The organism is Streptomyces sp. NPDC002926, from assembly GCF_053591755.1.
The window spans coordinates 242,400-268,562 of record NZ_JBSFUK010000003.1; the positions used below are offsets into that span (position 1 = coordinate 242,400).

21 protein-coding genes are annotated in these 26,163 nt (G+C 69.3%); 12 read left to right on the forward strand and 9 right to left on the reverse strand.

Annotated features, from left to right (window positions below; all coding sequences use genetic code 11):
- Nucleotides 1-127: 127 nt before the first annotated feature.
- The 3 genes from ACWDZ6_RS07475 to ACWDZ6_RS07485 all read right to left on the reverse strand — a co-directional run bounded on the left by ACWDZ6_RS07475 (nt 128) and on the right by ACWDZ6_RS07485 (nt 5,784).
- Nucleotides 128-2,527, reverse strand: coding sequence for an ATP-binding SpoIIE family protein phosphatase (locus ACWDZ6_RS07475; protein ID WP_451502100.1), 2,400 nt, complete (start codon nt 2,525-2,527; stop codon nt 128-130).
- 125 nt (nt 2,528-2,652) lie between these two features.
- Complete coding sequence (locus tag ACWDZ6_RS07480; protein WP_451502101.1) at nt 2,653-5,085, reverse strand: MFS transporter; 2,433 nt, start codon at nt 5,083-5,085, stop codon at nt 2,653-2,655.
- A gap of 255 nt (nt 5,086-5,340) precedes the next feature.
- Nucleotides 5,341-5,784 (reverse strand): SRPBCC family protein, encoded by a 444-nt coding sequence (locus ACWDZ6_RS07485; RefSeq protein ID WP_451502102.1) that lies wholly within the window; start codon nt 5,782-5,784, stop codon nt 5,341-5,343.
- Between the two features lie 162 nt (nt 5,785-5,946).
- On the opposite strand from ACWDZ6_RS07485, the gene ACWDZ6_RS07490 reads away from it, so the two are divergent.
- From ACWDZ6_RS07490 to ACWDZ6_RS07500, 3 genes are read left to right on the forward strand one after another with little or no spacing between them, the layout of a single operon-like run.
- Entirely contained in the window at nt 5,947-6,981 is a 1,035-nt protein-coding gene (locus ACWDZ6_RS07490; protein WP_406730584.1) for an Rv2578c family radical SAM protein, read from the forward strand.
- Nucleotides 6,982-7,037: 56 nt separating this feature from the next.
- Nucleotides 7,038-7,445 (forward strand): RidA family protein, encoded by a 408-nt coding sequence (locus ACWDZ6_RS07495; protein ID WP_451502103.1) that lies wholly within the window; start codon nt 7,038-7,040, stop codon nt 7,443-7,445.
- Nucleotides 7,446-7,448: 3 nt separating this feature from the next.
- Nucleotides 7,449-7,970: an N-acetyltransferase family protein gene (locus ACWDZ6_RS07500; protein WP_451502104.1), complete on the forward strand. Its 522-nt coding sequence runs from the start codon at nt 7,449-7,451 to the stop codon at nt 7,968-7,970.
- Between the two features lie 117 nt (nt 7,971-8,087).
- Here ACWDZ6_RS07500 and ACWDZ6_RS07505 read toward each other — a convergent pair whose 3' ends face one another.
- Nucleotides 8,088-8,654, reverse strand: coding sequence for an adenylosuccinate lyase (locus tag ACWDZ6_RS07505; RefSeq protein ID WP_451502105.1), 567 nt, complete (start codon nt 8,652-8,654; stop codon nt 8,088-8,090).
- A 426-nt stretch (nt 8,655-9,080) separates the two neighbouring features.
- Here ACWDZ6_RS07505 and ACWDZ6_RS07510 point away from each other — a divergent pair, with 426 nt between their 5' ends.
- The 9 genes from ACWDZ6_RS07510 (at nt 9,081) to pssA (ending at nt 20,417) form a co-directional block, all read left to right on the forward strand.
- Entirely contained in the window at nt 9,081-10,862 is a 1,782-nt protein-coding gene (locus ACWDZ6_RS07510; RefSeq protein ID WP_451502106.1) for a 3-hydroxyacyl-CoA dehydrogenase family protein, read from the forward strand.
- Between the two features lie 73 nt (nt 10,863-10,935).
- Nucleotides 10,936-11,790, forward strand: coding sequence for a TetR family transcriptional regulator (locus ACWDZ6_RS07515; protein ID WP_351461661.1), 855 nt, complete (start codon nt 10,936-10,938; stop codon nt 11,788-11,790).
- Between the two features lie 861 nt (nt 11,791-12,651).
- Nucleotides 12,652-13,989, forward strand: coding sequence for a crotonyl-CoA carboxylase/reductase (gene ccrA, locus ACWDZ6_RS07520; protein ID WP_451502107.1), 1,338 nt, complete (start codon nt 12,652-12,654; stop codon nt 13,987-13,989).
- Between the two features lie 9 nt (nt 13,990-13,998).
- The gene (locus ACWDZ6_RS07525) at nt 13,999-16,011 is read left to right on the forward strand and encodes a protein meaA (protein ID WP_451502108.1); all 2,013 of its coding nucleotides are present in this window, start codon (nt 13,999-14,001) and stop codon (nt 16,009-16,011) included.
- On the forward strand, nt 16,008-17,030 hold the full coding sequence (locus tag ACWDZ6_RS07530; protein WP_451502109.1) for an HpcH/HpaI aldolase/citrate lyase family protein: 1,023 nt from the start codon (nt 16,008-16,010) through the stop codon (nt 17,028-17,030). The genes ACWDZ6_RS07525 and ACWDZ6_RS07530 overlap by 4 nt, the downstream gene beginning before the upstream one ends.
- Nucleotides 17,031-17,033: 3 nt before the next feature.
- A complete protein-coding gene (locus ACWDZ6_RS07535; protein ID WP_326653644.1) occupies nt 17,034-17,546 on the forward strand; it encodes a MaoC family dehydratase in 513 nt (170 codons plus the stop codon).
- Between the two features lie 2 nt (nt 17,547-17,548).
- A complete protein-coding gene (locus ACWDZ6_RS07540) occupies nt 17,549-18,754 on the forward strand; it encodes an acyl-CoA dehydrogenase family protein (protein WP_351457160.1) in 1,206 nt (401 codons plus the stop codon).
- Nucleotides 18,755-18,922: 168 nt separating this feature from the next.
- The gene (locus tag ACWDZ6_RS07545; RefSeq protein ID WP_326653640.1) at nt 18,923-19,570 is read left to right on the forward strand and encodes a phosphatidylserine decarboxylase; all 648 of its coding nucleotides are present in this window, start codon (nt 18,923-18,925) and stop codon (nt 19,568-19,570) included.
- Complete coding sequence (pssA, locus tag ACWDZ6_RS07550) at nt 19,563-20,417, forward strand: CDP-diacylglycerol--serine O-phosphatidyltransferase (protein WP_326655467.1); 855 nt, start codon at nt 19,563-19,565, stop codon at nt 20,415-20,417. Before ACWDZ6_RS07545 ends, pssA begins: the two co-directional genes overlap by 8 nt.
- A 647-nt stretch (nt 20,418-21,064) precedes the next feature.
- Here the strand turns inward: pssA and ACWDZ6_RS07555 are convergent.
- From ACWDZ6_RS07555 to ACWDZ6_RS07575, 5 genes are all read right to left on the reverse strand, one after another.
- Nucleotides 21,065-22,330: an ABC transporter substrate-binding protein gene (locus tag ACWDZ6_RS07555; protein WP_451502110.1), complete on the reverse strand. Its 1,266-nt coding sequence runs from the start codon at nt 22,328-22,330 to the stop codon at nt 21,065-21,067.
- A gap of 2 nt (nt 22,331-22,332) precedes the next feature.
- Nucleotides 22,333-23,403 (reverse strand): branched-chain amino acid ABC transporter permease, encoded by a 1,071-nt coding sequence (locus tag ACWDZ6_RS07560; protein WP_451502336.1) that lies wholly within the window; start codon nt 23,401-23,403, stop codon nt 22,333-22,335.
- A gap of 49 nt (nt 23,404-23,452) precedes the next feature.
- Nucleotides 23,453-24,343, reverse strand: a complete 891-nt coding sequence (locus tag ACWDZ6_RS07565) for a branched-chain amino acid ABC transporter permease (protein ID WP_389181023.1) — start codon at nt 24,341-24,343, stop codon at nt 23,453-23,455.
- The gene (locus ACWDZ6_RS07570; protein WP_451502111.1) at nt 24,340-25,137 is read right to left on the reverse strand and encodes an ABC transporter ATP-binding protein; all 798 of its coding nucleotides are present in this window, start codon (nt 25,135-25,137) and stop codon (nt 24,340-24,342) included. The genes ACWDZ6_RS07565 and ACWDZ6_RS07570 overlap by 4 nt, the downstream gene beginning before the upstream one ends.
- Before the next feature lie 91 nt (nt 25,138-25,228).
- A complete protein-coding gene (locus tag ACWDZ6_RS07575) occupies nt 25,229-26,035 on the reverse strand; it encodes an ABC transporter ATP-binding protein (protein ID WP_451502112.1) in 807 nt (268 codons plus the stop codon).
- Nucleotides 26,036-26,163: the final 128 nt, after the last annotated feature.

The window sequence follows — 26,163 nt, forward strand, 5'->3', positions numbered from 1 at the left end:
AGCTCCCCAGGTGTGACACGACGTCAAGATCGGTCTATCGCGCCCGGGTTGCGGCGACAAGTACCCGGAACATTCCTTCACCTGGCGTTCGAGCCCGCGGCCGAGCGCTCAGACGCCCCGAGAGCCGCTACGGCAGTGCCATCTCGAACCAGACCGTCTTGCCGTCGGCCGTACGGCTGGTGCCCCACTCCCGCGCCAGGCCGCTCACCACGCGCAGTCCGCGGCCCAGCTCGGCGTCCGGGCCCGCGTCGAGAAGCGTCGGCAGGGTGTGGTCCTCGTCGGCCACTTCGCACAGCAGGGATCCGGCCCGTACCAGCCGCAGCTCCGCGCGACGGCCCCGCGCGTGCCGCACCGCGTTGGTGACCACTTCGCTGACCAGCAGCTCCACAGTCTCCGTCACATCACCGAGACCCCAGGACCGCAGCTGTCCACGGACCAGCCGCCGGGCACGCGCCGCTTCGCGCGGCTCGAGCGACAGCTCCCAGACCGCGACCGACTCGGCCTCGATGCCGTTCAGCCGGGCCATCAGCAGGGCGACGTCGTCCTTGCGTCCGCCACGGACGTTCAGCGAGCGGATTATGGTGTCGCAGGCGTCATCCATGGAGGCGGCGGGATGGGCCGCGGATTCGCAGAGCGTCGCAAGCCCGACACCGATGTCCTCGCCGCGGACCTCCACCAGGCCGTCCGTGCACATCACGAGGCGGTCGCCGGGTGCCACGGGAACTCGCACGCTCTCGAACGGCACTCCGCCGACCCCGATCGGCGCGCCGGTCGGCAGTTCCAACAGCTCGCTGCGCCCGTCCGCCGCACGGACGATCACCGGCGGCACATGGCCGGCGTTCGCCATCCGGAGCTCATTGCGGATCGGGTCGTAGACCGCGTACAGACACGTCGCGAGGTAGTGCTCGCCGAGACGCTGAGCGAGGTCGTCGAGGTTCCGCAGGAGCTGCTCGGGCGGCAGGTCCAGGGCGGCCATGGTCTGTACGGCCGTACGCAACTGGCCCATCATCGCGGCGGAGTTGAGCCCGTGTCCCATCACATCGCCCACCACGAGCGCGGTGCGCGAGCCGGGCAGCTTGACGGAGTCGAACCAGTCGCCGCCGACCCGTCCCAGCAGGGTGCCCGGCAGATAGCGGGTGGCGGTGTCGCAGCCGGCCATTCGCGGGGTGACCTGCGGCAGCATCGAGTCCTGGAGGGTCTCGGCCACACTCTCCTGGTAGGTGTACATACGGGCGTTGTCGAGGACGAGCCCGGCGCGGGCCGCCAGTTCGGCCCCGGTGACCCGGTCCATGTCGTTGAACAGCGGGCGCTCCGCATGGCGCAGCAGGATCATGAAGCCCAGCACCACATTGCGCGCCTTCAACGGCACGACGAGCATCGAACGGTTGTTGATCAGCGGCCGGATGTCGCGCTTTTCGAACTGCGAGGCGATGGCATTGCCCATCTGCTCGCTTATCCGGGGCACCAGCACCGGATCGCCGGTGGTCATGCACTGGAAGAACGGGGTGTGCTCGGGGAACGGCATGGATTCGCCGACCGGCACCACATCGTCCCAGCGGCCCGGCTCGTCCACATGCTCGACGGCGACGCGGTGCCACATGGTGGTGGCGTCCGGAGGTCCGTCCGGGAAGCCTTCGCCCGCGATGACCTGTTCACGCAGATAGGTGCCCGCGACATCGGTGAAGCGCGGCACGACGGCCGCGCTGACTTCCTGGATCGTACGGGCGAGGTCGAGCGAGGAACCGATGCGGCCGCTGACCTCGTTGAGGAATTCGAGCCGCTCGCGGACCGCGGCGTACTCGAGATCCTGCTCGAGGTCGGCCGTGTCGACCGGTCGCCCCGCCGCTGCCGCCTCCTCGGCGGCCCGCTGCCGCGCCTTGCGCTCCGCACGCCTGGGCACACCCCAGTCCGGGGTGACCGGCACCCGGTCGTGATGGCTGAACTCGAGCACGGGATAGCCCAGGTCCAGGATCTGGGAGACGATCCGTGTGGACTGATGGACGCTCATGCTCGGCAGGATCTCGGGGAGCCGGCGCGCCAGTTCTTCGAAGCCGGGGAACTCCGTGTGCAGGGCGAATCCGGGCGCGATGCGCTCGACGCTTTCGTCCTCGCCACCGAACTGCGCGGCGTCCGCGGCCAGTACGAGCAGCCGCTCGTGGCCAGGCCCGACCATCGGGTACGCCCACCACAGCACATCGACCCGGTCGCGTCCCGGTTCGGAGAGCCGGGCCCGGCCTGCCGCGGGGTAGGAGGTGAGGCCGTTCAGCGAGGCGTCGAGTCCGGGGCCCAGACCGCCGTAGTCGTCGTACGTTTCGTACTCAGCGTCCTCCGCGAGCGCGCCGGAGACCGGAAGCAGTTCAACGGCGGGCTGGCCCACCGCCTGCTCCCTGGTGGTGCCGAAGAGGCGCTTCGCACCGGTCGACCAGTGCGACACCAAGCCGTCGCCGTCCACGACGACCACGGCAAGCGGAATCCGGCCGGCCACGGCGTACTCCCGCGGCGGTGTCGGCGGAACACCACTGTCCATGGGTGGGAGGCTCCTTCCCCGCCGCCGGGATCTGCGGCCCTGCCACTACGGTACGGCGCGGCGCGGGCAGCGCGCGGGGCAACGCCGAAATGGGTCGTGCGCGGGGGCACGAAACTGACGAGCACTCAATCCTCGTGTCCCAGCTGGAGATCGCGCTCGGAACGTCCGCCGCCCGCGACCTGCAGGACCGTCGCGACCGGCGGATAGCCCGCAGCGATCACCGTGTACTCCCCCGATGACAGATCCACGAACCGGAAGGTGCCGTCGGGGCCTGTGGTGAGGGTGTCCACGACATTGCCCGCCGCGTCGAGCAGCGTGACCCGCGCGTCCTCGACGGGGCGGCCGCCACCGGCCCGTACCGTGCCGCGCAGCACGGCTCCGCCCGCGAGCTCGATGTCCTGCCTGGTCTCGCGGGACGCCTGCACGCTCACGGTCTGCGCGGCGGGGCGGAAGGCGGGCGCGCTGGCGGCCAGCGTGTACTCCCCGGCCACCAACTCCGTGATCGCATAGCCGCCTTCGCGGCCGCTGCGGGTGGTGACGACGACGTCGCCGCGTACGTCGGTGAGGGTGACGGCGGCGTCGCGTACCGGCGATCCGTCGGCCGTCACGACGGTCCCGGCGAGCCTGCCCGCGCCGCCGAGGACCACATCGAGCTCGACGGGCCGCTCGCCGACGGTGACGGTGACGGCCTGCGGCTGGTGTCCGCCGGCCGCCGCGATCATGACGTACGAGCCGGAGCCCGGCACGCTGAGCGCGTACCGCCCGTCCTCCCCGCTCGCGCCACGTCCGATCTGCTGTCCCTGTACGTCGATGAGGGTCAGGGCGGCGCGCGGCACGATGCTGCCGTCGTGGTGCTGGACAGTGCCGCAGACCGGGACGCCCGAGGTGTACGCCGGCGTGGTGCGGGCGGCGCGATCGGTGCGCGCGCTGCGGGCCGGCGGGACCGAGGCGGAGGCGACAGAGGGCTCGGCGGCCGGGGCGTTCTGGGACACCAGCGGTTTCTCCTTGAGGAAGAAGGCGATGAGGAGGCCGAATGCGAGCACCGGCACGAAGTAGAGGAAGATCCGCGGCATCGCGTCTGCGTACGCCTGGATGTAGCTGTCACGCAGCGCCGGCTCCATCGCGTGCACCATCTGCGGAGTGATGGACTCCACGCCGGGAAGGGATGCGGTGGGCAGGCCCGCGCCGGCCGGGAGTCGGTCGGCGAGCGCGTCCGTGAGCCTGTTGGCGAAGAGCGTGCCGAAGATCGCGGCGCCCACGCTGCCGCCGATCTGGCGGAAGTAGTTGTTGGCGCTGGTGGCGGTACCGAGGTCGGCGGCCGGTACGGCGTTCTGCACGGCGAGGATCAGCACCGGCAGCACCAGTCCGATACCGACGCCGAGCACGGCCTGCCAGATGCTGAGGTCGAGCCGGGGTGTGTCGGCCTCGAGGCGCGACAGCAGCCACATGCCGACGGCCGAGATCGCGCTGCCGAGGACGGGGTAGATCTTGTAGCGCCCGGTACGGCTGATGAGCCGGCCGGAGATGATCGAGGCACCGACGATGCCGCCCATCATCGGCAGCATCAGCAGCCCGGACTCGGTGGCGCTGGCTCCGTCGACCATCTGGAGGAATGTCGGCAGATAGCTGGCCGCGCCGAAGAGTGCGACACCGACGACGGCGCCGACGAGGCTGGTGACAGTGAAGACGGAATCGCGGAACAGCCGGAGCGGGATGATCGGTTCGGGAGCGAAGGACTCAACGACCAGGAAGAGCAGGGCGGTTCCCGCCGCCCCGGCCGCCAGACCAAGAATGACGCGCGAGTCCCACGCGTACTCGGTACCGCCCCAGCTGGTCAGCAGTACGAGGCAGGTGGACGCGGCGGCGAGGAACAGCGCGCCGAGGACGTCGAGTCGGGCTCTGGCAGCGGGCTTCGGGAGCTTCAGCACCACGGTGACCACGATCAGGGTGACCAGGCCGAAGGGGACATTGAAGTAGAAGCACCAGCGCCAGGAGGCGTGGTCGGTGAAGAAGCCGCCGAGCAGCGGTCCGGCGACGGAGGCGAGTCCGAAGGCGGCGCCGATGAGACCCATGAAACGGCCGCGTTCCCGGGGCGGCACGATGTCGGCGATGATCGCCTGCACGCCGATCATGAGGCCGCCGGCACCGATTCCCTGAATGGCGCGGAAGGCGATGAGCTGGTCCATGCTCTGCGACCGGCCGGCCAGCGCGGAGCCGATCACGAAGACGACGATCGCGAACTGGAAAACGCCCTTGCGGCCGAGGAGATCGCCGAGTTTGCCGTAGACGGGCAGGCCGATGGTGGCGGTGAGGAGATAGGCGGTGATCGCCCACGACATCCGGTCCAGGCCGTGCAGTTCGCCGACGATTTTCGGCAGGGCGGTGGCGACGATCATCTGCTCGAGCGCGGCGAGCAGCAGCGCGAGCATCAGCCCGGTGAAGACGAGGCGTACGCGGCGCGGGCTGACCGCGGCGGCTTCGGCCGGTCCGGCAGGCGGAGGCGGTGCAGTCGCGGCCGGAGCCGCCTGCTCGTCCTTCACCAGAGTGATGCCGCCCACGTATCTGCTCCCCTCGTCACGCCTGCGCGGCGTAATTCTTCGCATTACGCGCCAAGGGGGAGCAAGCGGGACGTTATCCATGCCGGGGCGGGCGACGGGGCCCAACTGGCGCCGGCGGGGCGCACTTCGGGCGCTCATCAGGGGCTTTCCCGCGGCCCGTGGCGCGCGGGGCGCATCACGGGCCGCGGGAAAAACCACTCGAAACGGTGAGAGTTACAGCAATCCCACAGGGCTACTTCACGGCTACCTCACGGGCTACTTCTCGACTTCGGTGGCCAGCTTGGCGAGCAGCGCGTCGTAGATCCGGCCAAGTCCCTTGGGGGCGAAGGTCTTCTCGAAGAAGCCGCCGATGCCACCCGCGCCGTTCCAGACGGTGCTGACGACTGCCTTCGACCTGCCCTCGCCGGCCGGAGTGACGGTCCAGGTGGTGACCATCGAGGAGTTGCGGTCCTTCTCGACCAACTGGCCGTCGGTCGGCTCGGCCACCTCGAGCAGGCAGTCGCGGATCCGCTTGCTGGTCGCCTGGAGCTTCCAGTGGACGAGGGTGCCCTCGCCGTCGCCGCCCTCACGGACCTCGTACTCGCTGAAGTGCTCGGGCAGGAGCTTCGCGCGGGTGTTCTCGTAGTCGGCCAGCGCATCGAACACCTTCTCCGCGTCCGCCGCGATGATCCGTTCCGTGGTGGCCTCGACCTGCGCCATTCGCGTTCCTCCAGCACTCGGTTCTTCGGGGTGCCGCTAGCCAATCACCTCGGGGTCGGCGCCCCAAATCTGAGGGGTACCGCAGTCGTGGTCCACCCGCGGGACAAGCGATCAAGGGAACATGTGTTCTATTATGTGGTCAGTGCTATCGAGGAGGCGCGCATGCGCTGGGACAATCTGGCCGAGAACCCCACGACGGCCGGGGACACCGCGCTTTTCGGCGCGTCCGCGGTGACCACCAGGACCTTCGACACCCCCGAATTCCGGGGCATCACCTTCCACGAGGTCCGCGCCCGCTCGATCCTGAACCGGGTGCCGGGCGCCTCACGGATGCCGTTCGAGTGGACGGTCAATCCCTATCGGGGCTGCTCGCACGCCTGTGTGTACTGCTTCGCCCGCAAGACCCACAGCTATCTGGACCTCGACACCGGGCTCGGGTTCGACTCCCAGATCGTGGTGAAGATCAACGCGCCGGAGCTGCTGCGCCGGCAGCTGGCGTCGCGGCGGTGGCAGGGCGCTCATATCGCCATGGGGACGAACGTCGACTGCTATCAGCGGGCGGAAGGTCGCTACCGGCTGATGCCGGGCATCATCACCGCTCTGCGCGATCATGCGAACCCGTTCTCCATCCTCACCAAGGGCACGCTGATCCTGCGTGATCTGGAGCTGCTGCGACAGGCGGCCGAGGTGACCGAGATCGGGATCTCCGTCTCCGTCGGATTCACCGACCCCGAACTGTGGCGCACGGTCGAGCCGGGCACGCCCTCGCCCGAGCGGCGCCTCGATGTCGTACGCACCCTCACCGAGCACGGCATCGGCTGCGGGGTGCTGATGGCGCCGGTCATCCCGTTCCTCGGCGACCACCCGGACCAACTGCGCGCGACGGTACGGGCGATCGCCGCCTCCGGGGCGACGTCGGTGACGCCTCTCGTCCTTCATCTGCGACCGGGAGCGCGCGAGTGGTTCATGGCGTGGCTGGCACAGCACCATCCGCATCTGGTGCGGCGTTACGAGCGGCTGTACGCGGAGGGAGCGTACGCGCCGAAGTGGTACCAGCGCCGCATCACGCGTCATGTCCATGAACTGGCCGCGGAGTTCGGCATAGGCCCGGCGGACCGGGGTGTGCCGCGGCGGATCCCGGTACCGCAGGAGCCGGAGCTCTCGACGCCGGAGCCGACCCAGCTGACTCTGCTCTGAGGCGGGCGGCCGGGAAATCTGCCGGGATTGTCAGTGGTGTGGGCGAGGATGAACGGATGACTTCACCACTCACGCGTATTCACGCACCCGAAGGCGTGGCTCCCGGCACCGGATACAGCCATGTCGTCTGGGGCACCGGCCGGTTCGTGGCGATATCGGGGCAGTGCGCCTTCGACGAGGACGGCAAGGTCGTGGGTGAGGGTGACCCCGCGGCGCAGGCGCGGCAGGTCTTCGAGAACCTCCGCCGCTGCCTGGCCGCGGCGGGCGCCTCCTTCGACGACGTGGTCAAGCTGACGTACTTCGTCACCGATGTCGCGCACCTTCCGGCCGTCCGTGCGGCACGTGACGCGGTGATCGACTCCGGACGGCTGCCGGCGAGCTCGGCGGTCCAGGTGGCGGCCCTGTTCCGGCCCGAACTGCTCGTCGAGATAGAGGCGTTCGCGATCACCGCCGAGGAGGGTTAGCGGATGACGGTCCGTATACGGGACATGGGCATCGACGACTGCGACGCGGTCGCGACCGTCCGGGTCCGGGGCTGGCAGCACGCGTACGCCGGGTTGATGCCGTCGTCGTATCTGGACGCGATGAGCGTCGAGGAGGACGCGGCGAAGCGCCGCGCCTTCCTCGCGACGGGCGGCAGACGCATCACCAATGTGGTCGCCGAGCGCGACGGCGAGGTCGTCGGGTGGGGCTGCTGCGGACCGGGCCGGGACGAGGACACGACGGCGAGTCGGTGCGAGCTGTACGCGATCTACGTGCTGCCGGAACAGATCTCCACGGGCGTGGGGCAGGCGCTGATGGCGGAGCTGACGGGGCGGGCCACGGCCGACGGGTTCGGTGAGATGCGGCTCTGGGTCCTCAAGGAGAACGACCGCGCCCGCCGCTTCTACGAGAAGGCGGGCTTCGCACCCGACGGCGCGGAGGAGCCTTTCGAGATGGACGGCGTTGCGGTCCCGGAGGTTCGGTACGCCCGCGCCCTGACCGCGTAGAGCCATGGACGGTCGGGCGTGAGCCCGCGGCCGGCAGGCACAGCTCGCACCCGGGGCCGCGCGCTGTCCCCCGCGAGGGCCGGCCCACCCGGCGAGCTCGGCCTTCAGCCCGGGCGCTCAGCCCAGCCGGGCCAGTGCCGCCTCCGCCGCCGCGGTGAGCCGGGGGTGCGTGCGGGCCGAGCCCAGGATGCTGGCCGCTCGTTTGTCGCCCAGTGCACCGAGACCCTCGACGCAGGCCAGGGCCACCCGCCAGTGCGGGTCGCCCGGAGCGAGCCGGCGTCTCAGGACCGTGATCAGCGCCGGTACGGACTCCGGCGCGCGCAGCCGCGTGAGCAGCCGGACCGGAAGCAGGGCGTAGGCGACCCGGAGCTCATTCGTGGCGAGCGCGGCCGCCGCCCGGGGCGTGCGGGGGTCGTTCAGCCTCGCCAGAGCGTGTGCCGCCGAGACACAGCGCGCGGGATCGCGGTGGTTGAGGAGCAGTACCAGCGCCTCGAAGGCCCGCCGGTCTCCCGCGCAGCCCAGCCGGAAGGCGGCGATCTCCCGTGCCCACAGAGGCCGTTCGTGTTCGATGAGGACCCCGGCGAGCTCCTCCTGGTCCTCGGTCACCAGCAGTCGCTCGTACGCCACCGAGCCGCCCGACTCACCGCGCAGCCGCCCCGCGAGCGACCGTAACTCCTCGTCCATGGCGGTCAGCGTATCGGCGGGAGACAGGCGACGGACCGGCCAGGACAACCAGGTCCGGCCAAGGACTGGGCAAGGACCGGCCACGGCCGCGGGAGAGACAACGAAGGACCGGCGATCCAGATCACACCCGCTCAGGTATGGCGCGCTCGTTACCGGCGGGTTAAGCTCAAGTGAGCGGGTAACCCCCGCAGCTCACGGTGGCCTGGTGACGCAGCCGCCGCGAGTGCTTTGTCGGTTCGGTAGTTCTGCATTACGTACGACGTGACTCCGGGACAGGGTCCGTCGGCCCGCACCTCGACACGCATTTCCGGTGCGCCGAATTTCCGTGCGCCCGTTCTATGCAGCCATGCCGCCAGGCAGGCGCCCTTCGGCGTTCCCGCTCGCGCGCGCTCCTCATCAGTCGTCACTCATCCCTGGAGTCCCCCGATGGACACCCCTCTCCACACCATTGCCGTCGTCGGCCTCGGCACCATGGGCACCGGCATCGCCGAAGTCCTCGCCCGCGCCGGCCGTGAGGTCATCGGCATCGACATCAGCGACGCCGCCGCCAGCCAGGCCGTCACCGCGCTCGAGGCCTCCACCGCCCGTGCCGTGGAGCGCGAGCGGAGCACCGAGGAGGAGCGCCGGAACACCCTCGCCCGCTTCCGCACCTTCTCCGATCTGCAGGCCGCGGCCGAGGCCGACCTCGTGATCGAGGTCGTGCCCGAGTCGTACGAGGCCAAGCATCAGGTCTTCCGGGCGCTGGACGGCATCGTCCGCCCGGACGCGATCCTCGCCACCGGCACCAACGCCCTCTCGGTGACCCGGCTCGCCGCCGACTCCCAGCACCCGGAGCGCGTGCTCGGCCTGCACTTCTTCAACCCGGCCCCGGCCATGAAGCTCGTCGAGGTCGTCTCCTCGGTGCTGACCTCCCCGCTCGCCGTCGAGGCCGTCACCGCGCTCGCCCGCGAGCTCGGCAAGGAGCCCGTCGCGGTCGGCGACCGCCCCGGTTTCGTCGCGGACGGTCTGCTGTTCGGCTACCTCAACCAGGCCGCCTCGATGTACGAGGCCAAGTACGCCTCCCGCGAGGACATCGACGCCGCGATGAAGCTCGGCTGCGGACTGCCGATGGGCCCGCTCGCCCTGCTCGACCTGATCGGCATCGACACCGCCCGTACCGTGCTGGAGGCGATGTACTCCGAGTCCCACGACCGGCTGCACGCGCCCGCCCCCATCCTCAAGCAGCTCAGTGAGGCCGGCCTGACCGGCCGCAAGTCGGGCCGCGGTTTCTACTCGTACGCCGCTCCCGGCAGCTCGGTCCCGGTGCCGGACGCCCTGACGCCGCAGCCCGAATCGGCGTCGACGGGCGGCCGCGAGGTCCGGTCCGTCGGCGTGGCCGGCTCCGGCACCATGGCGAGCGGTATCGCGGAGGTCTTCGCCAAGGCCGGTTACGACGTCGTGCTCGCCGGCCGCAGCCCGGAGAAGGCGGAGACGGCGAAGGCACGTATCGCCAAGTCCCTTGCCCGCTCGGTCGACAAGGGCCGGATGACGGCCGAGGCGCGCGAGGCCACCCTGGCCCGGGTCACTCCGGCCGGTTCGCTCGACGCTTTCGCCGAGGTCGACCTCGCCGTCGAGGCCGTGGCCGAGGATCTGGAGATCAAGCAGGCCCTCTTCGCCACCCTCGACAAGATCTGCAAGGAGGGTGCGGTGCTCGCCACCACCACCTCCTCGCTGCCCGTCGTCGCCTGTGCCCGCGCCACCTCGCGCCCGCAGGACGTCATCGGGATGCACTTCTTCAACCCGGCCCCGGCGATGAAGCTGGTCGAGGTGGTCCGTACGGTGCTGACCTCCGACGAGGTTCACGCCACCGTGCGCGAGGTCACCACGAAGATCAAGAAGCACCCGGTGGACTGCGGCGACCGGGCCGGCTTCATCGTCAACGCCCTGCTCTTCCCGTACCTGAACAACGCGATCAAGATGGTCGAGGAGCACTACGCGACGCTCGATGACATCGACACCGCGATGAAGCTGGGCGGCGGCTACCCGATGGGCCCCTTCGAGCTCCTCGACGTCGTCGGACTCGATGTCTCGCTCGCCATCGAGAAGGTTCTGCACCGCGAATTCCGTGACCCGGGCCTTGCGCCGGCGCCGCTGCTCGAGCACCTGGTGGCCGCGGGCTGCCTCGGCCGCAAGACGGGACGTGGCTTCCGCGAATATGCCCGGCGCTGATCACGGCGCGGGCTGGGGCGGGCTGCTCGGCCCTTCGGGCGACCCGCCCCCGCAGGCGCGATCTCCTGCACGAATGCAGTACGTTCAGGTCATGCCCCAGCCCGCCAAGCCCAGCCGTACGAAGGCCACTACCGACGCTCCGGAGAGTGCCGCGGGCAGTCGCGCCGCCGCGCAGCGCCTCAAGATGCGGCGCGAGCTGGCGGCCGCGGCGATGGAGCTGTTCGCGACCAAGGGGTACGAGGCGACGACCGTCGACGAGATCGCGGCCACGGCCGGGGTCGCCCGCCGGACGTTCTTCCGCCACTTCCGTTCCAAGGAAGAGGCGATTTTCCCGGACCACGACGACACACTCGTACGGGCCGAGGCGGTGCTCAACGCGGCCCCGGCCCATGAGCATCCGCTGGACACGGTCTGCAGGGGAATCAAGGAGGTCATGCGGATGTACGCGGCCTCTCCGGCGGTTTCCGTCGAGCGCTACCGGCTGACCCGTGAGGTTCCCACACTGCGGGAGCGGGAGATCGCCTCGGTGGCCCGCTACGAGAGGCTGTTCACCCGCTATCTGCTGGGCCACTTCGACGAGCGCGACCACGACGCCGGCAACGACGACCCGCTGCTGGCGGAGGTGGCCGCGTCCGCGGTCGTCACGGCGCACAACCATGTGCTGCGCCGCTGGCTGCGGGCGGGCGGCCAGGGCGATGTGGAGTCCCAGCTCGACCACGCGTTCGCGATCGTCCGCGACACCTTCGGCACGGGCATCGGGGCGGGCCGCTCCCAGGCCGGCCGCACCCCGGGCGCCACGTCGGACTCGGCACCGGCCGCCTCGGTCAGCACACAGGGCGAGGTTCTGGTGGCCGTGGCCCGTACCGACGCCCCGCTGAGCGAGGTCATGCGCACCATCGAGCGGGCGCTGGGCGACCGCAGGGGCTGACCGGCCGCCGCAAGCCCCTGACCGGGGCCTCCGCCCCGGAGACGCCACCCCTCCGCCCCGGCGGGCGTGGGGACCCCTCAATTCGCCGGACCGGCCGGAGAGCCGGCCGGTCCGGCGATACACGGAGTGGTTGCCCGGCACGTTGCGTGAGCGGGCGGCGACCGGGCGGCGCCGCGCGGGACGCTTGTCGCCCGGAGCGAGAGCGACTTCTGTCCGTTACACGCGGCGGAACGTCTCAGGGCCCACCGCAACAGATGCGGTGCCGGCTGGACAGGATCGAGCGGCTGTCGGGGTGGGGCGCGATCCGAGTGCGGCGATCGCGCTGTATCCGGCGCTTCCGGCGGACCCGTTGAACCCTCCGCATCGGATCCGGCAAGTCCCCCGGAAATAAGCGCTCCTGACGCTCCATCACCCCTCGCACCGGCCGACGCCATCACCAGGGTCACCGGAGGCGTGGTCCTGGCACATGCCTCCACCTCGCCTGGAGAGCGGCGGCCGACCGCGCACAAGAGCACACGGATTGTGACGACCACCCCTCTTCCAGGTGGCCGTTTGTTGCTCATACGTGCCCGCCAGATGACAAGCGAGAGAAATTGTTGGCACCGAGTGTCTTGCGGCCTGGCACGGGGTGCCATACGTTGATGTTGTCCGGGCGGCCGGCGTGCAGAGACCATTCGTACGCCGGCTGTCCCCGCAAACCATCGGTTTGTGCGCCCGGACGCCTGCGTCACAGGCAACCTCACGCGCACACCAGCGCTGCCACCAGCACCACCCGCCGAACCGACGGCACACCTCCACAGCAGCAGCACCCCGACGTTTCCCCTCAGCGTTCCCTCAAACGCGCTTCGCCGGAGGCACCCCGTGAAGGAAATCCTGGACGCGATCCAGTCGACCGACAGCAAGTCTGCCGACTTCGCCGCACTGCCCATCCCCGAGTCCTACCGCGCGGTGACCGTGCACAAGGACGAGGTCGACATGTTCGCCGGTCTCGAGACCCGCGAGAAGGACCCGCGCAAGTCCCTCCATCTCGAGGACGTGCCGGTGCCCGAGCTCGGCCCGGGCGAGGCCCTCGTCGCGGTCATGGCGAGCTCCGTCAATTACAACTCCGTCTGGACCTCGATCTTCGAGCCCGTGTCCACCTTCGGCTTTCTCGAGCGCTACGGACGGCTCTCCGAGCTCTCCAAGCGCCACGACCTGCCGTACCACATCATCGGCTCCGACCTGGCGGGCGTCGTGCTGCGCACCGGACCCGGCGTCAATGCCTGGCGGCCGGGCGACGAGGTCGTCGCGCACTGTCTCTCGGTCGAGCTGGAGTCCTCGGACGGCCACAACGACACGATGCTCGACCCCGAGCAGCGCATCTGGGGCTTCGAGACGAACTTCGGCGGCCTCGCCGAGATCGCGCTCGTCAAGTCCAACCAGCTGATGCCCAAGCCCCAGCACCTCAGCTGGGAGGAAGCAGCGGCTCCGGGTCTGGTCAACTCCACCGCGTACCGCCAGCTCGTCTCGCGCAACGGCGCGGGCATGAAGCAGGGCGACAACGTGCTGATCTGGGGCGCCAGCGGCGGCCTCGGCTCGTACGCAACCCAGTTCGCGCTGGCCGGTGGCGCCAACCCGATCTGTGTGGTCTCCAGCGCGCAGAAGGCGGACATCTGCCGCGCGATGGGCGCCGAGGCGATCATCGACCGCAACGCCGAGGGCTACAAGTTCTGGAAGGACGAGCACAACCAGGACCCGCGCGAGTGGAAGCGCTTCGGCAAGCGCATCCGCGAGCTGACCGGCGGCGAGGACGTGGACATCGTCTTCGAGCACCCGGGCCGCGAGACCTTCGGCGCCAGCGTGTACGTCACCCGCAAGGGCGGCACCATCGTCACCTGCGCCTCCACCTCCGGCTACAACCACGAGTACGACAACCGCTACCTGTGGATGTCGCTCAAGCGGATCATCGGCTCGCACTTCGCCAACTACCGCGAGGCGTGGGAGGCCAACCGCCTGGTCGCCAAGGGCAAGATCCACCCGACGCTGTCGAAGGTCTACTCCCTCGAGGACACCCCCCAGGCCGCGTACGACGTGCACCGCAACCTCCACCAGGGCAAGGTCGGCGTGCTCGCGCTGGCACCCCGCGAGGGTCTGGGCGTGCGCGACGAGGAGCTCCGCGAGAAGCACATCGACGCCATCAACCGCTTCCGGAACATCTGAGGCCCTTAGATGACTGAACGTCAGAAGGACCGGCCCTGGCTCATGCGGACGTACGCGGGTCACTCGACCGCCGAGGCGTCCAACGAGCTCTACCGGCGCAACCTCGCCAAGGGGCAGACCGGCCTGTCGGTCGCGTTCGACCTGCCGACGCAGACGGGCTACGACCCGGACCACATCCTCGCCCGTGGCGAGGTCGGCCGGGTCGGGGTCCCCGTCTCGCATCTCGGTGACATGCGCCGGCTGTTCCAGGACATCCCCCTGGACCAGATGAACACCTCGATGACCATCAACGCCACCGCGATGTGGCTGCTGGCGCTCTACCAGGTGGTCGCCGAGGAGCAGGGCGTCGACGTCACCAAGCTCCAGGGGACGACGCAGAACGACATCGTCAAGGAGTACCTGTCGCGCGGGACGCATGTCTTCCCGCCCGGTCCTTCGCTCCGCCTGACCACCGACATGATCACGTACACGGTGGCCAACATCCCCAAGTGGAACCCGATCAACATCTGCAGCTATCACCTGCAGGAGGCGGGCGCCACTCCGGTCCAGGAGATCTCGTACGCGATGTCCACGGCGATCGCCGTGCTGGACGCGGTGCGGGACTCCGGCCAGGTGCCGGCGGAGAAGTTCGGCGATGTGGTCGCGCGTATCTCCTTCTTCGTGAACGCGGGTGTGCGCTTCGTCGAGGAGATGTGCAAGATGCGCGCCTTCGGCCGCATCTGGGACCAGGTCACCCGCGAGCGGTACGGCATCGAGAACGAGAAGCAACGCCGTTTCCGCTACGGCGTCCAGGTCAACTCCCTCGGTCTGACCGAGGCTCAGCCGGAGAACAACGTCCAGCGCATCGTCCTCGAAATGCTGGCCGTCACACTCTCCAAGGACGCGCGCGCCAGGGCCGTACAACTCCCGGCGTGGAACGAGGCCCTGGGTCTCCCCCGGCCCTGGGACCAGCAGTGGTCGCTCCGTATCCAGCAGGTGCTTGCGCACGAGAGCGATCTGCTGGAGTACGAGGACATCTTCGAGGGCTCGCATGTCATCGAGGCCAAGGTGAAGTCCCTGGTCACCGAGTGCCTCGCCGAGATCGGCCGGATCCAGGAGATGGGCGGCGCGATGGCGGCCGTCGAGTCCGGCTATCTCAAGTCGCAGCTGGTCTCCTCGCACGCCGAGCGCCGGGCCAGGATCGAGGGCGGCGACGAGAAGATAGTCGGCGTCAATATCTTCGAGACCACCGAGGAGAACCCGCTCACCGCGGACCTCGACACCGCGATCATGACGGTCGACCCCGCGAACGAGGCACGTGTCGTCGCAAAGCTCCACGAGTGGCGCGACAACCGCGACGAGGCCCGGGCGACCGAGTCCCTGGCCGCGCTGAAGAAGGCCGCCGCGGGCTCCATGAACCTGATGGCCGCCACCGTCGAGTGCGCCCGTGCGGGTGTCACCACCGGCGAGTGGTCGTGGGCGCTGCGCGACGTCTTCGGCGAGTTCCGCGCGCCGACGGGCGTGAGCAGCGCGCCGGTGGCGGTCACCGCAGAGAAGGGCACGCCGCTCGCTCTCGTACGCGAGAAGGTGTCCCGTACCGCCGACGAGCTGGGCTCCGGAAGGCTGCGGCTGCTGGTCGGCAAGCCCGGCCTGGACGGTCACTCCAACGGCGCCGAGCAGATCGCCGTACGTGCCCGTGACGCGGGCTTCGAAGTGGTCTACCAGGGCATCCGGCTCACGCCCGAGCAGATCGTCAACGCCGCGCTCGCGGAGGACGTCCACTGTGTGGGCCTGTCGATCCTCTCCGGCTCGCACGCCGAGCTGGTCCCCGATGTGCTGGACCGGCTGCGCGAGGCCGGCGCGGCCGATATTCCGGTGATCGTCGGCGGAATCATCCCCAACGCCGACGCCGCCGATCTGAAGGCGGCGGGTGTCGCCGCCGTCTTCACCCCGAAGGACTTCGGTATCACCGAGATCATCGGCCGTATTGTCGACGAGATCCGGAAAGCGAACAAGCTCGACCCTCTGGAGGTCCCCGCATGACCGCCCACCCGTCGCCCACCACCGCCCCGTCTGACGGCCGCTCCGCGACCGGCTCCCCGGGGTCCGTGAACCGTCTCCGTCCGCGGCGTTCCTGCCTCGCCGTGCCGGGCAGCAACCCGCGCTTCCTGGAGAAGGCCCAGGGCCTCCCGGCCGACCAGGTCTTCCTCGACCTGGAGGACGCGTGCGCACCGCTCGCCAAGGAGGGCGCCAGGCACACCATCGTCGACGCGCTCAACAACGGCGACTGGACGGGCAAGACCCGGGTCGTGCGGGTCAACGACTGGACGACGCACTGGACCTACCGCGACGTGGTGACGGTCGTCGAGGGCGCGGGCCCCAATCTCGACTGCATCATGCTGCCGAAGGTCCAGGACGCCACCCAGGTCAAGGCGCTGGACCTGCTGCTGACCCAGATCGAGAAGACGATGGGCTTCGAGGTCGGCCGGATCGGCATCGAGGCGCAGATCGAGAACGCCAAGGGCCTGGTGAACGTCGACGAGATCGCCGCCGCCTCGCCGCGGCTGGAGACCATCATCTTCGGCCCGGCCGACTTCATGGCCTCCATCAACATGAAGACGCTGGTCGTGGGCCAGCAGCCGCCCGGCTACGGCGCGGACGCCTACCACTACATCCTGATGCGGATTCTGATGGCGGCCCGCACACACGACCTCCAGGCGATCGACGGCCCCTTCCTGCAGATCCGCGACGTGGACGCGTACCGCGAGGTCGCGGGCCGTGCGGCGGCGCTGGGCTTCGACGGCAAGTGGGTGCTGCACCCCGGCCAGGTGGACGCGGCCAACGAGGTCTTCTCGCCCTCCCAGGAGGACTACGACCACGCCGAGCTGATCCTGGATGCCTACGAGTGGTGCACTTCGGAGGCCGGCGGTAAGAAGGGCTCGGCGATGCTCGGCGACGAGATGATCGACGAGGCCAGCCGCAAGATGGCACTGGTCGTCGCGGGCAAGGGCCGCGCGGCGGGCCTGCAGCGCACGTCCAAGTTCGAAGCCCCGGAGGCGTAAGCGATGCAGTTCGGACGCACGTACGAAGAGTTCGAGGTCGGCGCGGTCTACCGGCACTGGCCCGGGAAGACGGTCACCGAGTACGACGACCACCTCTTCTGTCTGCTCACCATGAATCACCACCCCCTCCACATGGACACCAACTATGCGGAGAAGACGACTGATTTCGGGAAGAACGTCGTCGTCGGGAACTACATCTACTCGCTGCTCCTCGGCATGTCGGTCCCGGATGTCTCCGGCAAGGCCATCGCCAACCTGGAGGTCGAGTCGCTCAAGCACGTCGCGCCGACCTTCCACGGCGACACGATCTACGGCGAGACCACGGTCCTCGACAAGACTCCGTCAAGGTCCAAGAACGACCGCGGGATCGTCTACGTCGAGACCAAGGGCTACAAGCAGGACGGCACCCTCGTCTGCGTCTTCCGGCGCAAGGTGATGGTCCCGACCGAGACGTACATCAAGGAGCGCGGCGGCGAGCAGCCCGGCCGCCCGGAGCTGAAGGCACAGGAGAAGTAGCCATGAGCCGACTCGCCCAGACGCACGGTCTGACCGACGTGCAGCAGGAAATCCTCTCCACCGTCCGGGATTTCGTCGACAAGGAGATCATTCCTGTCGCCACCGAGCTGGAGCACCGCGACGAGTACCCGACACAGATCGTCGAAGGACTCAAGGAACTCGGCCTGTTCGGGCTGATGATCCCGGAGGAGTACGGCGGCCTGGGCGAGTCGCTGCTCACGTACGCGCTGTGCGTCGAGGAAATAGCGCGTGGCTGGATGTCCGTCTCGGGCATCATCAACACGCATTTCATCGTGGCGTACATGCTCAAGCAGCACGGCACCCAGGAGCAGAAGGACACCTTCCTGCCGCGGATGGCGCTGGGCGAGACGCGCGGCGCGTTCTCCATGTCCGAGCCGGCTCTCGGCTCCGATGTGTCGGCGATCACGTCCAAGGGCGTCAAGGACGGCGACGAGTACGTCCTGACCGGCCAGAAGATGTGGCTGACGAACGGCGGAACGTCCAATCTGGTCGCCGTTCTGTGCCGGAGTGACGAAGGACACCCGGAGGGCACAGCCCCCCATAAGTCGATGACGACCTTCCTGGTCGAGAAGGAGCCCGGCTTCGGAGAGGTCCGCCCCGGCCTCACCATCCCCGGGAAGATCGACAAGATGGGCTACAAGGGTGTCGACACCACCGAGCTCATCATGGACGGACTGCGCATTCCGGCCAATCGGGTACTCGGCGGCACCACCGGTCGCGGGTTTTACCAAATGATGGACGGCGTTGAAGTCGGCCGCGTCAACGTCGCGGCACGTGGCTGCGGAGTCGCGCAGCGTGCCTTCGAGCTGGGCGTCTCCTACGCCCAGCAGCGTCACACCTTCGGCAAGGCGATCGCCCAGCACCAGGCGATCCAGTTCAAGCTGGCCGAGATGGCTACCAAGGTCGAGGCCGCACATGCGATGATGGTTAACGCGGCACGCAAAAAGGACTCCGGGGAACGAAACGACCTGGAGGCAGGGATGGCGAAGTACCTCGCCTCCGAGTACTGCAAGGAAGTCGTCGAGGACGCCTTCCGTATCCACGGCGGTTACGGCTTCTCCAAGGAGTACGAGATCGAGCGCCTCTACCGTGAGGCTCCGATGCTGCTGATCGGTGAAGGTACCGCCGAGATCCAGAAAATGATCATTGGTCGTCGGCTGCTCGAGGAGTACCGCTTCCAGGGTTGATGTCACGTTCGGGTCGATATGGCCGCGAAGAGGATCACACCCTGTCATCATCTTCCGGCCGCCGACTCGGCTGCTGGCTTACCCAGTTGCGGCCGGCAACCGATATCATCGCCCGAAAGCCGCCGTCCCCCGTTGCCAGCGCGGCATCATCCGCTACGAAGGTCATCCATGCCCCACAGCCAAACCTCTGCACCACGCGGCCGTGTCCGCCTCGCGCGCGGAGCATCGCCGTGGCTTCTGCCGACCGTCGCCACCGCCGCACTCAGCCTGGTCCGCGCACGCCGCTCCAGGCGTGCCGCGGCCATTGCCGTGCCCACCACCGCGCTCGCGGCGGGCATGCTGTGGTTCTTCCGCGACCCCGAGCGCGAGATCGCCCAGGGCCGCGTCATCTCACCCGCCGACGGTGTGGTGCAGAGCATCATGCCGTGGAAGGACGGACGCACTCGCGTCGCGATCTTCATGAGCCCGCTGAACGTGCACGTCAACCGCGCTCCCCTCGCGGGCACCGTGACCTCCGTCGAGCACATCCCCGGCGGTTTCGTTCCCGCGTTCAACAAGGAGAGCGAGAACAACGAGCGCGTTGTCTGGCACTTCGACACCGAGCTCGGCGACATCGAGATGGTGCAGATCGCGGGCGCGGTTGCCCGGCGGATCGTGCCGTATCTGCCGCAGGGGACCAAGGTCGAGCAGGGCGAGCGCATCGGTTTGATCCGTTTCGGATCGCGCGTTGACATCTACCTTCCGGAAGGTGTCGACGTCGCTGTCGAGGTCGGCCAGACCACGACTGCGGGGGTGACTCGAATTGACCGTGATTGATCCTGATACACAGGCAGGCTGGGTCGCCGAGGCTGAGGACGACGCGGAGGACATGCCGCTCTCACTGCGGCTGTCAATAGCGGACACCCTCACGCTCGGTAACGCGACGTGCGGCTTCATGGCGGTGTACTTCACCACCACCGGCATCCTCATCCCGCACCTCACCGGCAGCAACGAGAGCGGTATGGCGCGCAACAGCGCCGCCACCGCCGTCATCCTGATGCTGCTCGCGGCGATCTTCGATCTCTGCGACGGACTCGTGGCGCGCAAGCTGCGCAGTTCGCCGATGGGCGCGGAGCTGGACAACCTCTCCGACCTGATCAGCTTCGGGCTGGCCCCCGCGTACTTCGTACTCGTGTACGGAATGGTCGCGGACGACGCCCAGCAGAAGGTCTCGGCGGTGGCCGCGATCGTGGTGCTGCTGGCGGTGGTGCTGCGGCTTGCCAGATTCTCGTGCGTGACCATGAAGGACGGCATGTTCCAGGGCATGCCGAGCCCCTTCGGGGCGCTCACGGTCGTCTCGATCGTGCTGCTCGAGCTGCCGTTCATCCCGACGCTGCTGGCGATCATCGGCACGGCATGGCTGATGGTGAGCCGGGTCGAGTACCCCAAGCCGCGAGGTGTCCTCGCGGTGGCGATGCTCGGCTGGATCGTCGCGGCGATGGGGATGCTGGCGGCGTGGGCGTTCGACGCTCCGGGCGGTCAGGTGCTGCTCCAGACCGGCTGCGCGCTGCAGATCGTGATGGCCGCGACGATTCCGCTCTTCGCGACGGCGCGGCGTGTGAACACGTTCCGCGACAACCGCCGCGAGCACCGCCGCGAGGCGAGGGCGGCGCAGCTCCCGTAGAGCCGTGCGTGTGCATGACGAGGGCCCGGGTGCGATCCGCACCCGGGCCCTCGTCATGTCCCGTGGCCGACACCGATCCGGTCACCGCGGCCTCGCTGCCGGACGACGGCACGGAGCTGTAGGGGCCGCCGCCGGCCGCGATCGGCGGAGAACGGCTCCGGCTCGACGCGCAGGTGCGGCTGGGGCGGGAGCTCGCCCCGGGCGCGCGGCCTGATCCCCGTGTACGGGCCCACCGAGGTCGCCGGGTGCGAGACCTGGTTCGAGACCCGGCCGGCTGCCGCGGCCGGTCGGGGCTCCCGCGCGGGACGCCTGTCTCGGGCAGCCGTTCCCGGGGCGCGCAGCGCAGATCCCCAAGGGGCAGATCTGGCTCACACCGCCATGCGGCGGTGAGGCGGTGCCCACCGGGGATCTCGAGCGGGAGGACGGCTCGGGCCCGCTGGAGTTCCGGGGCCGGATGGCACACCGTGTCTCGGCGGACGGCTGATCCTCTTTGTGGACGCGCGTCAATCGCCGGACGGGCTTGATTTTCAAGCCCGTCCGGCGATTGAGGACATGCGGCCGAAGGACCGCATACGGAGGTCTGGGGGCCTGGCCCCCTGCGCCGCTGAGCCGGCGCAGGGGGCGGGGGCTTGCCCCGGACGGGTGACTCAGCCGCCCGTCTTGTACGACTCCGCCGACTTGGACACCGCCGCCGGCCGCACCACCTTCAGACCACCCGGCACCTTGAGGTCCGGCTTCATGATCAGACTCTGCCGGGTCGACGGTGCCGCGGGGTCGGAGAAGTTGTTCGTGATACCGAAGCCGTTGTCGTACGAGGAGACGGTGAGCAGGGCCTTGTCGATGCCCTCCCTGGTCAGGTCCTTGGCCGCGCAGGCCTTCTTCAGCACCTCGCCGTAGACGCTCGCGGCGGTGTAGCCCGCGACCACTCCGTTGTCGAGCCCGTCCTTGGGGTAGGCGGCCTTGTACTCCTTTGCGAGCTTCGCCGGGCCGGCGCCCGAGTCGCCGATGGGGAGGGTGGAGGCGGCGACGTAGTAGTCCTTCGTCAGCGCGGGCGCCGCCGCGGTGGCCAGCAGTTGCGGAGCGAAGGCGGAGTTGTTGCCGATCATGGGCACCTTGAAGCCGCCCGCCGCGGCGACGCCGACCAGCGAGGCCGCCTGACGTGGTCCGGCGCTGATCATGACGGCCTTGACGCCCGCCTTCTTGAGCGCGGCGACCTGGGCGGACATGTCGTTGTCGGTCGGCTTGATCTTCTGCTCGACGACGGTCAGACCCGCCTGCTGCGCCGCGTACTTCGAGCCCTTCAGCGCGTTCTCCCCGAAGTCGCCCTCGAAGTAGACATGACCGATCTTGTCGCCCTTGGCGATGCGCTTCTCGCTGAGCAGATAGTCGACCGCGTTGATCGTCTCGATGTCGTACGTCGCTCCCACGACCCGGATGTACGGACTGCCCAGCAGCGATGCCGACCAGGCCTGCGGCACCACGAGTGCCTTGTCCTGGCCGTCGATACGGCCCTTGACCGCGGCGACGAAGGGCGAGCCGATGAACTGGGAGAAGCCCAGCACCTTCGGTTCGAGTTCGGTGTACGCGGCGACGGCCTTCTGCGGGTCGTAGCCGTGGTCCCGGACGGTGAGCTCGATGGTGCGGCCGCAGATGCCGCCGGCCGCGTTGGTCTGCTTCGCCCACAGCTGCTGCGCCTGGGTGACGCTCTTGCCGAGCGAGGCGTAGACGCCGGTCATGTCGGTCAGCACGCCGAGGTTGATGGTCTTGGCCGTGACGCCGTCACCGGTCTTCACCCCTCCGGCGTCCTTCTCGCTCCCGCCGCCGTCGGTGGCCTTCGAGCTGCATCCGGCGAGGCCGGCGCTGGTCAGGGTCAGGGCGGCGGCCAGCGCCGCCGCGTACAGACGTGGCTTCATGTCTACTCCCGAGGGGTCTTGCGTGAGGTGATGAGACGGGTGAGTCCGCCGGGCAGGAAGAGGACGACCGCGACGATCGCGGCCCCGTACAGATAGCGCGATGCCTCGCCGGGTGAGATGCCGCCCGTACCGGGGGCGGAGACCAGCGGGAGGGTGTCGCTGTAGTGGGTGAGGAGTTGGGGCAGCAGGGATACGAAGGCCGCGCCGACGACGGCGCCGGCGACCGTTCCGAGGCCCCCGATCACGATCATCGCCAGGAATTCGAGCGAAAGGATCACACCGAAGTACTCGGGGACGGTCCGCTGGAAGACCAGGGCGATCAGTACGCCGGCGAGTCCCGCGTACATCGAGGACAGGACGAAGACGGCGGCCCGGTAGCGGGCGACCGGGACGCCCATGACACCCGCGGCGATGCGGTGGTCGCGGATGGCGTTCATGGCGCGGCCGGGGCGGCCCCGCAGCACTCCGCGGGCGAACAGGCCGCAGCCGATGAGGGCGAGGAGTGCCACGTACCAGAGCTTCTCGGCGGACTGGAACGGGACGGCTGCGATGACGGTCTCGCTGTCGTCGAAGACGATGCCGAAGAGCGAGAGGGGCGGAACGGCCCGGCCGTTGAACCCTCCTGTCAGATCATGGGCGTTGAAGAGGACGTGCTGGCCGATGAAGATCAGCGCGAGCGTGGCGATGCCGAGATACGCGCCGCGCAGCCGTCCCGCGATGGGGCTGAACAGGCCGCCCGCCGCGCCCGCGACGAGCACCGCGAGTACGGCGGCGAGCCAGGTCGGAAGTCCGAGTCCGACGAGGCGATGGCCGTTCTCCACGCCGCTGTCGCCCGCCAGGACGCAGTAGCTGTACGCGCCCACCGCCAGGAAGAAGGCGTGCCCCATGGACAACTGCCCGGTGGCGCCGGTCAGGAGGTTGATGCCGATCGCGCCGATCGCGGCGGCCATCGCGAAGAGTCCGGCCTGCAGCCAGAAGCGGTCGAGGTAGAAGGGCAGAGCGAAGAGCAGGACGGCACCGGCGATCCAGAGATACGCCTTGGGACTCCTCACGTACGCCCTGGGACTCTTCACGTACGCCTTGGGGCTCTGTGCCGCGTCTGCCTCGGGGGTCTTCAGCGTCTCAGACACGGGCGGGCTCCTTGGTGCCGAAGAGCCCTGCGGGCCTGAGCAGCAGGACGAGCACCATCACCAGATACGGCGCGAGATCGCCGATCCCCCGGCCCATGAAGGACAGTTCGCTCTGGTAGCCGGTGGCGAAGGACTCGGTGACACCGACGATCAGACCGCCCGCGAGCGCGCCGGTGGTGGAGTCGAGCCCGCCGAGGATCGCCGCCGGGAAGGCCTTGAGTGCGGCGAGCGAGGTGGCTCGTTCGAGCCCCGGGGTCGGGAACACGGTGAGGAAGAGCGCGGCGACCGCGGCAAGCGCGCCCGCGACCGCCCAGGCGGCGAGCGAGACACGGCCCAGGCGTACTCCCATCAGCGCCGCGGTCTGCGGATTCTCCGCCGCCGCGCGCATCGCCACGCCCCACGATGTGTACCGGAACGCGAGCAGGAACACGGTGATGAGCAGAGCCGCCGAAACGAACGCGGCGATACGGGTCTCCGCGATGGTGATGTCCCCGATGGTGACGACGCGGTCACCCCACGGGTCACCGAGCGCGAGCACGTCCGTGCCGATACGCCGGGTGAGTTCGGTGGTCAGGAGGATGTCGACGCCGATGGTGACAATGGCAAGGACGCTGTGGTCGGAGCCCCGGTAGCGGCGCATGACGAGAAATTCCACGGCCGCGCCGACGAGGGCCGCGCCCGCGATGCCGACGGCGAGCGCGCCCCAGAAGCCGATGTCGTCGTGAAGTACTGCGGTGACGTAGCCGCCTGCGAGAAGCAGGGACGCGTGGGCGAAGTTGACGACTTCCGTGGCCTTGAAGATGACGACGAAGCCGAGCGCGATCAGCGCGTAGACGGCGCCGATGGAGAGTCCGCCGAGGAGTAGTTCGGTGAAGGTCGTCATGCCTGGGCCTCCGTTCCTAGATAGGCCTGTACGACGGCCGGGTCGCTCTGTACTTGTGCGGGGGTGCCGTCGGCGATCCGGCGCCCGAAGTCGAGTACGGTCACGGCGTCCGCGAGCCGCATCACCACCCCCATGTCGTGTTCGACGAGCACGATGGATATGCCGAGGCTGTCGCGTACGCCCGCGATGACGGATGCGGTCTGCCGCCGCTCGTCCGCGGTCATCCCGGCGACGGGCTCGTCGAGGAGCAGCAGTCGCGGCTCCATGCACAGGGCCCTGCCGAGCTCGACGAGCTTCTGCTTTCCGTACGGGAGTGCTCCCGCGGGCCGGTCCAGATCGCCGCCGAGTCCGGTGAACTCCGCGATCTCCCGTACCCGCTCCAGGTGTTGCCGCGCCTCGCGGGCGGCGGACGGCAGCCGCAGCCCGGCGGCGAGGAACCCGGCGCGGGTGAGCCGGTGCCGGCCGAGCAGCAGGCTGTCGGCGACCGTGGCGTGCGGCGGGAGCGCGAGGTTCTGGAAGGTACGGGCGATGCCGAGGGCGGCGATGCGGTCGGGAGGGAGCCCGGTGAGCTCCGTCTCGCCGAAGCGCACGCTGCCGGACGTGGCCTGGTAGACGCCGGACAGGACGTTGAACGAGGTGGACTTGCCGGCGCCGTTGGGGCCGATGAGGGCGTGGACACTGCCGGGCCGGACGGTGAAGGAGACGGAGTCGAGGGCGGTGAGCCCGGCGAAGCGGACGGTGAGGTCGGTGACCTCGAGGGCGGGCACGGCGCCGCCGGATGCGGTGTCGGTCATCGGTTCCCCCCGCCGGATGCGGGCTGCCGCCCGCGCGCGGGGGCCCCGAACTGGATCTCGCGCCGAACGTGCCGGCCGGATTCCAGAATGCTCATGCCGGCCACCTCCTCAAGGTCGGCGCCGCCGCCTGCGCGCGGGACGCATCCGCGGCCGCGTCCTCGTCCACCACACCCAGATACCGCCGGCGCACCTCGTCCGAGGAGGCGAGCTCGTCCGCGGGACCCGAGAGGGCGACCTCACCCACGTCGAGTACGTACGCCGTCGAGGCCAGCCGCAGCGCGATCGCCGCGTTCTGCTCGACCAGCAGGACCGATGTGCCGGTGGCGTTGATCTCCTGCACCGTCTCGGCGATCCGCGCCGCCATCAGCGGGGCGAGGCCGAGCGACGGCTCGTCGAGCAGCAGCAGCCGTGGCCGGGCCATCAACGCCCGTCCCATCGCCAGCATTTGCTGCTCGCCACCGGACAGCAGTCCGGCCCGCTGGTGGGCTCGGTCGGCAAGGACGGGGAAGAGCTCATGCACCCGCGCGAGGGCCTCGGCGCCCGACCGGCGCCCGCCGGCCGAGCCCAGTGCGCCCGCCCGGAGATTGTCGGCGACGGTCATCCGCGCGAAGACCTGCCGCCCCTCCGGTACCTGGACGACGCCGGCGGCGACGATCCGCGCTGCGCTCAGCCTGTCGAGCGGGCGGCCGTCGAAGCTGATGCTGCCGGACGTGACGTGGCCGCGTTGAAAGCCGAGGGTGCGGGAGACGGCTCGCAGCAGGGTCGATTTGCCGGCACCGTTGCCGCCGAGGACGGCGACGATCGCGCCCTCGGGTACATCGACCGTGACGTCGCGCAGTGCCCGCACCGGCCCGTAGCCGACGGACAGCGCACGCACTTCGAGTGAGGCGGCTGCCATGCAGACCCCCTTTCCGGACTTGTTCGAAATTGCCTGTGGGGGCACACACCAGCACCGGCCGGACGTACCGTCCAGGCGGTATGCCCGAATCGCTGCGGATGACCAGCGGTGCGGCGCGCGCATTGTGC

Coding starts and splice junctions, on each gene's coding strand:
- ACWDZ6_RS07555 (WP_451502110.1), bottom strand. CDS start 22,330: ATGAAGCCACGTCTGTACGCGGCGGCGCTGGCCGCCGCCCTGACCCTG.
- ACWDZ6_RS07530 (WP_451502109.1), top strand. CDS start 16,008: ATGACCGCCCACCCGTCGCCCACCACCGCCCCGTCTGACGGCCGCTCC.
- ACWDZ6_RS07525 (WP_451502108.1), top strand. CDS start 13,999: ATGACTGAACGTCAGAAGGACCGGCCCTGGCTCATGCGGACGTACGCG.
- ACWDZ6_RS07545 (WP_326653640.1), top strand. CDS start 18,923: ATGCCCCACAGCCAAACCTCTGCACCACGCGGCCGTGTCCGCCTCGCG.
- ACWDZ6_RS07515 (WP_351461661.1), top strand. CDS start 10,936: ATGCAGTACGTTCAGGTCATGCCCCAGCCCGCCAAGCCCAGCCGTACG.
- ACWDZ6_RS07495 (WP_451502103.1), top strand. CDS start 7,038: ATGACTTCACCACTCACGCGTATTCACGCACCCGAAGGCGTGGCTCCC.
- ACWDZ6_RS07505 (WP_451502105.1), bottom strand. CDS start 8,654: ATGGACGAGGAGTTACGGTCGCTCGCGGGGCGGCTGCGCGGTGAGTCG.
- ACWDZ6_RS07575 (WP_451502112.1), bottom strand. CDS start 26,035: ATGGCAGCCGCCTCACTCGAAGTGCGTGCGCTGTCCGTCGGCTACGGG.
- ACWDZ6_RS07535 (WP_326653644.1), top strand. CDS start 17,034: ATGCAGTTCGGACGCACGTACGAAGAGTTCGAGGTCGGCGCGGTCTAC.
- ACWDZ6_RS07485 (WP_451502102.1), bottom strand. CDS start 5,784: ATGGCGCAGGTCGAGGCCACCACGGAACGGATCATCGCGGCGGACGCG.
- ACWDZ6_RS07500 (WP_451502104.1), top strand. CDS start 7,449: ATGACGGTCCGTATACGGGACATGGGCATCGACGACTGCGACGCGGTC.
- ACWDZ6_RS07475 (WP_451502100.1), bottom strand. CDS start 2,527: ATGGACAGTGGTGTTCCGCCGACACCGCCGCGGGAGTACGCCGTGGCC.
- ACWDZ6_RS07510 (WP_451502106.1), top strand. CDS start 9,081: ATGGACACCCCTCTCCACACCATTGCCGTCGTCGGCCTCGGCACCATG.
- ACWDZ6_RS07570 (WP_451502111.1), bottom strand. CDS start 25,137: ATGACCGACACCGCATCCGGCGGCGCCGTGCCCGCCCTCGAGGTCACC.
- ACWDZ6_RS07540 (WP_351457160.1), top strand. CDS start 17,549: ATGAGCCGACTCGCCCAGACGCACGGTCTGACCGACGTGCAGCAGGAA.
- ACWDZ6_RS07565 (WP_389181023.1), bottom strand. CDS start 24,343: ATGACGACCTTCACCGAACTACTCCTCGGCGGACTCTCCATCGGCGCC.
- ACWDZ6_RS07490 (WP_406730584.1), top strand. CDS start 5,947: ATGCGCTGGGACAATCTGGCCGAGAACCCCACGACGGCCGGGGACACC.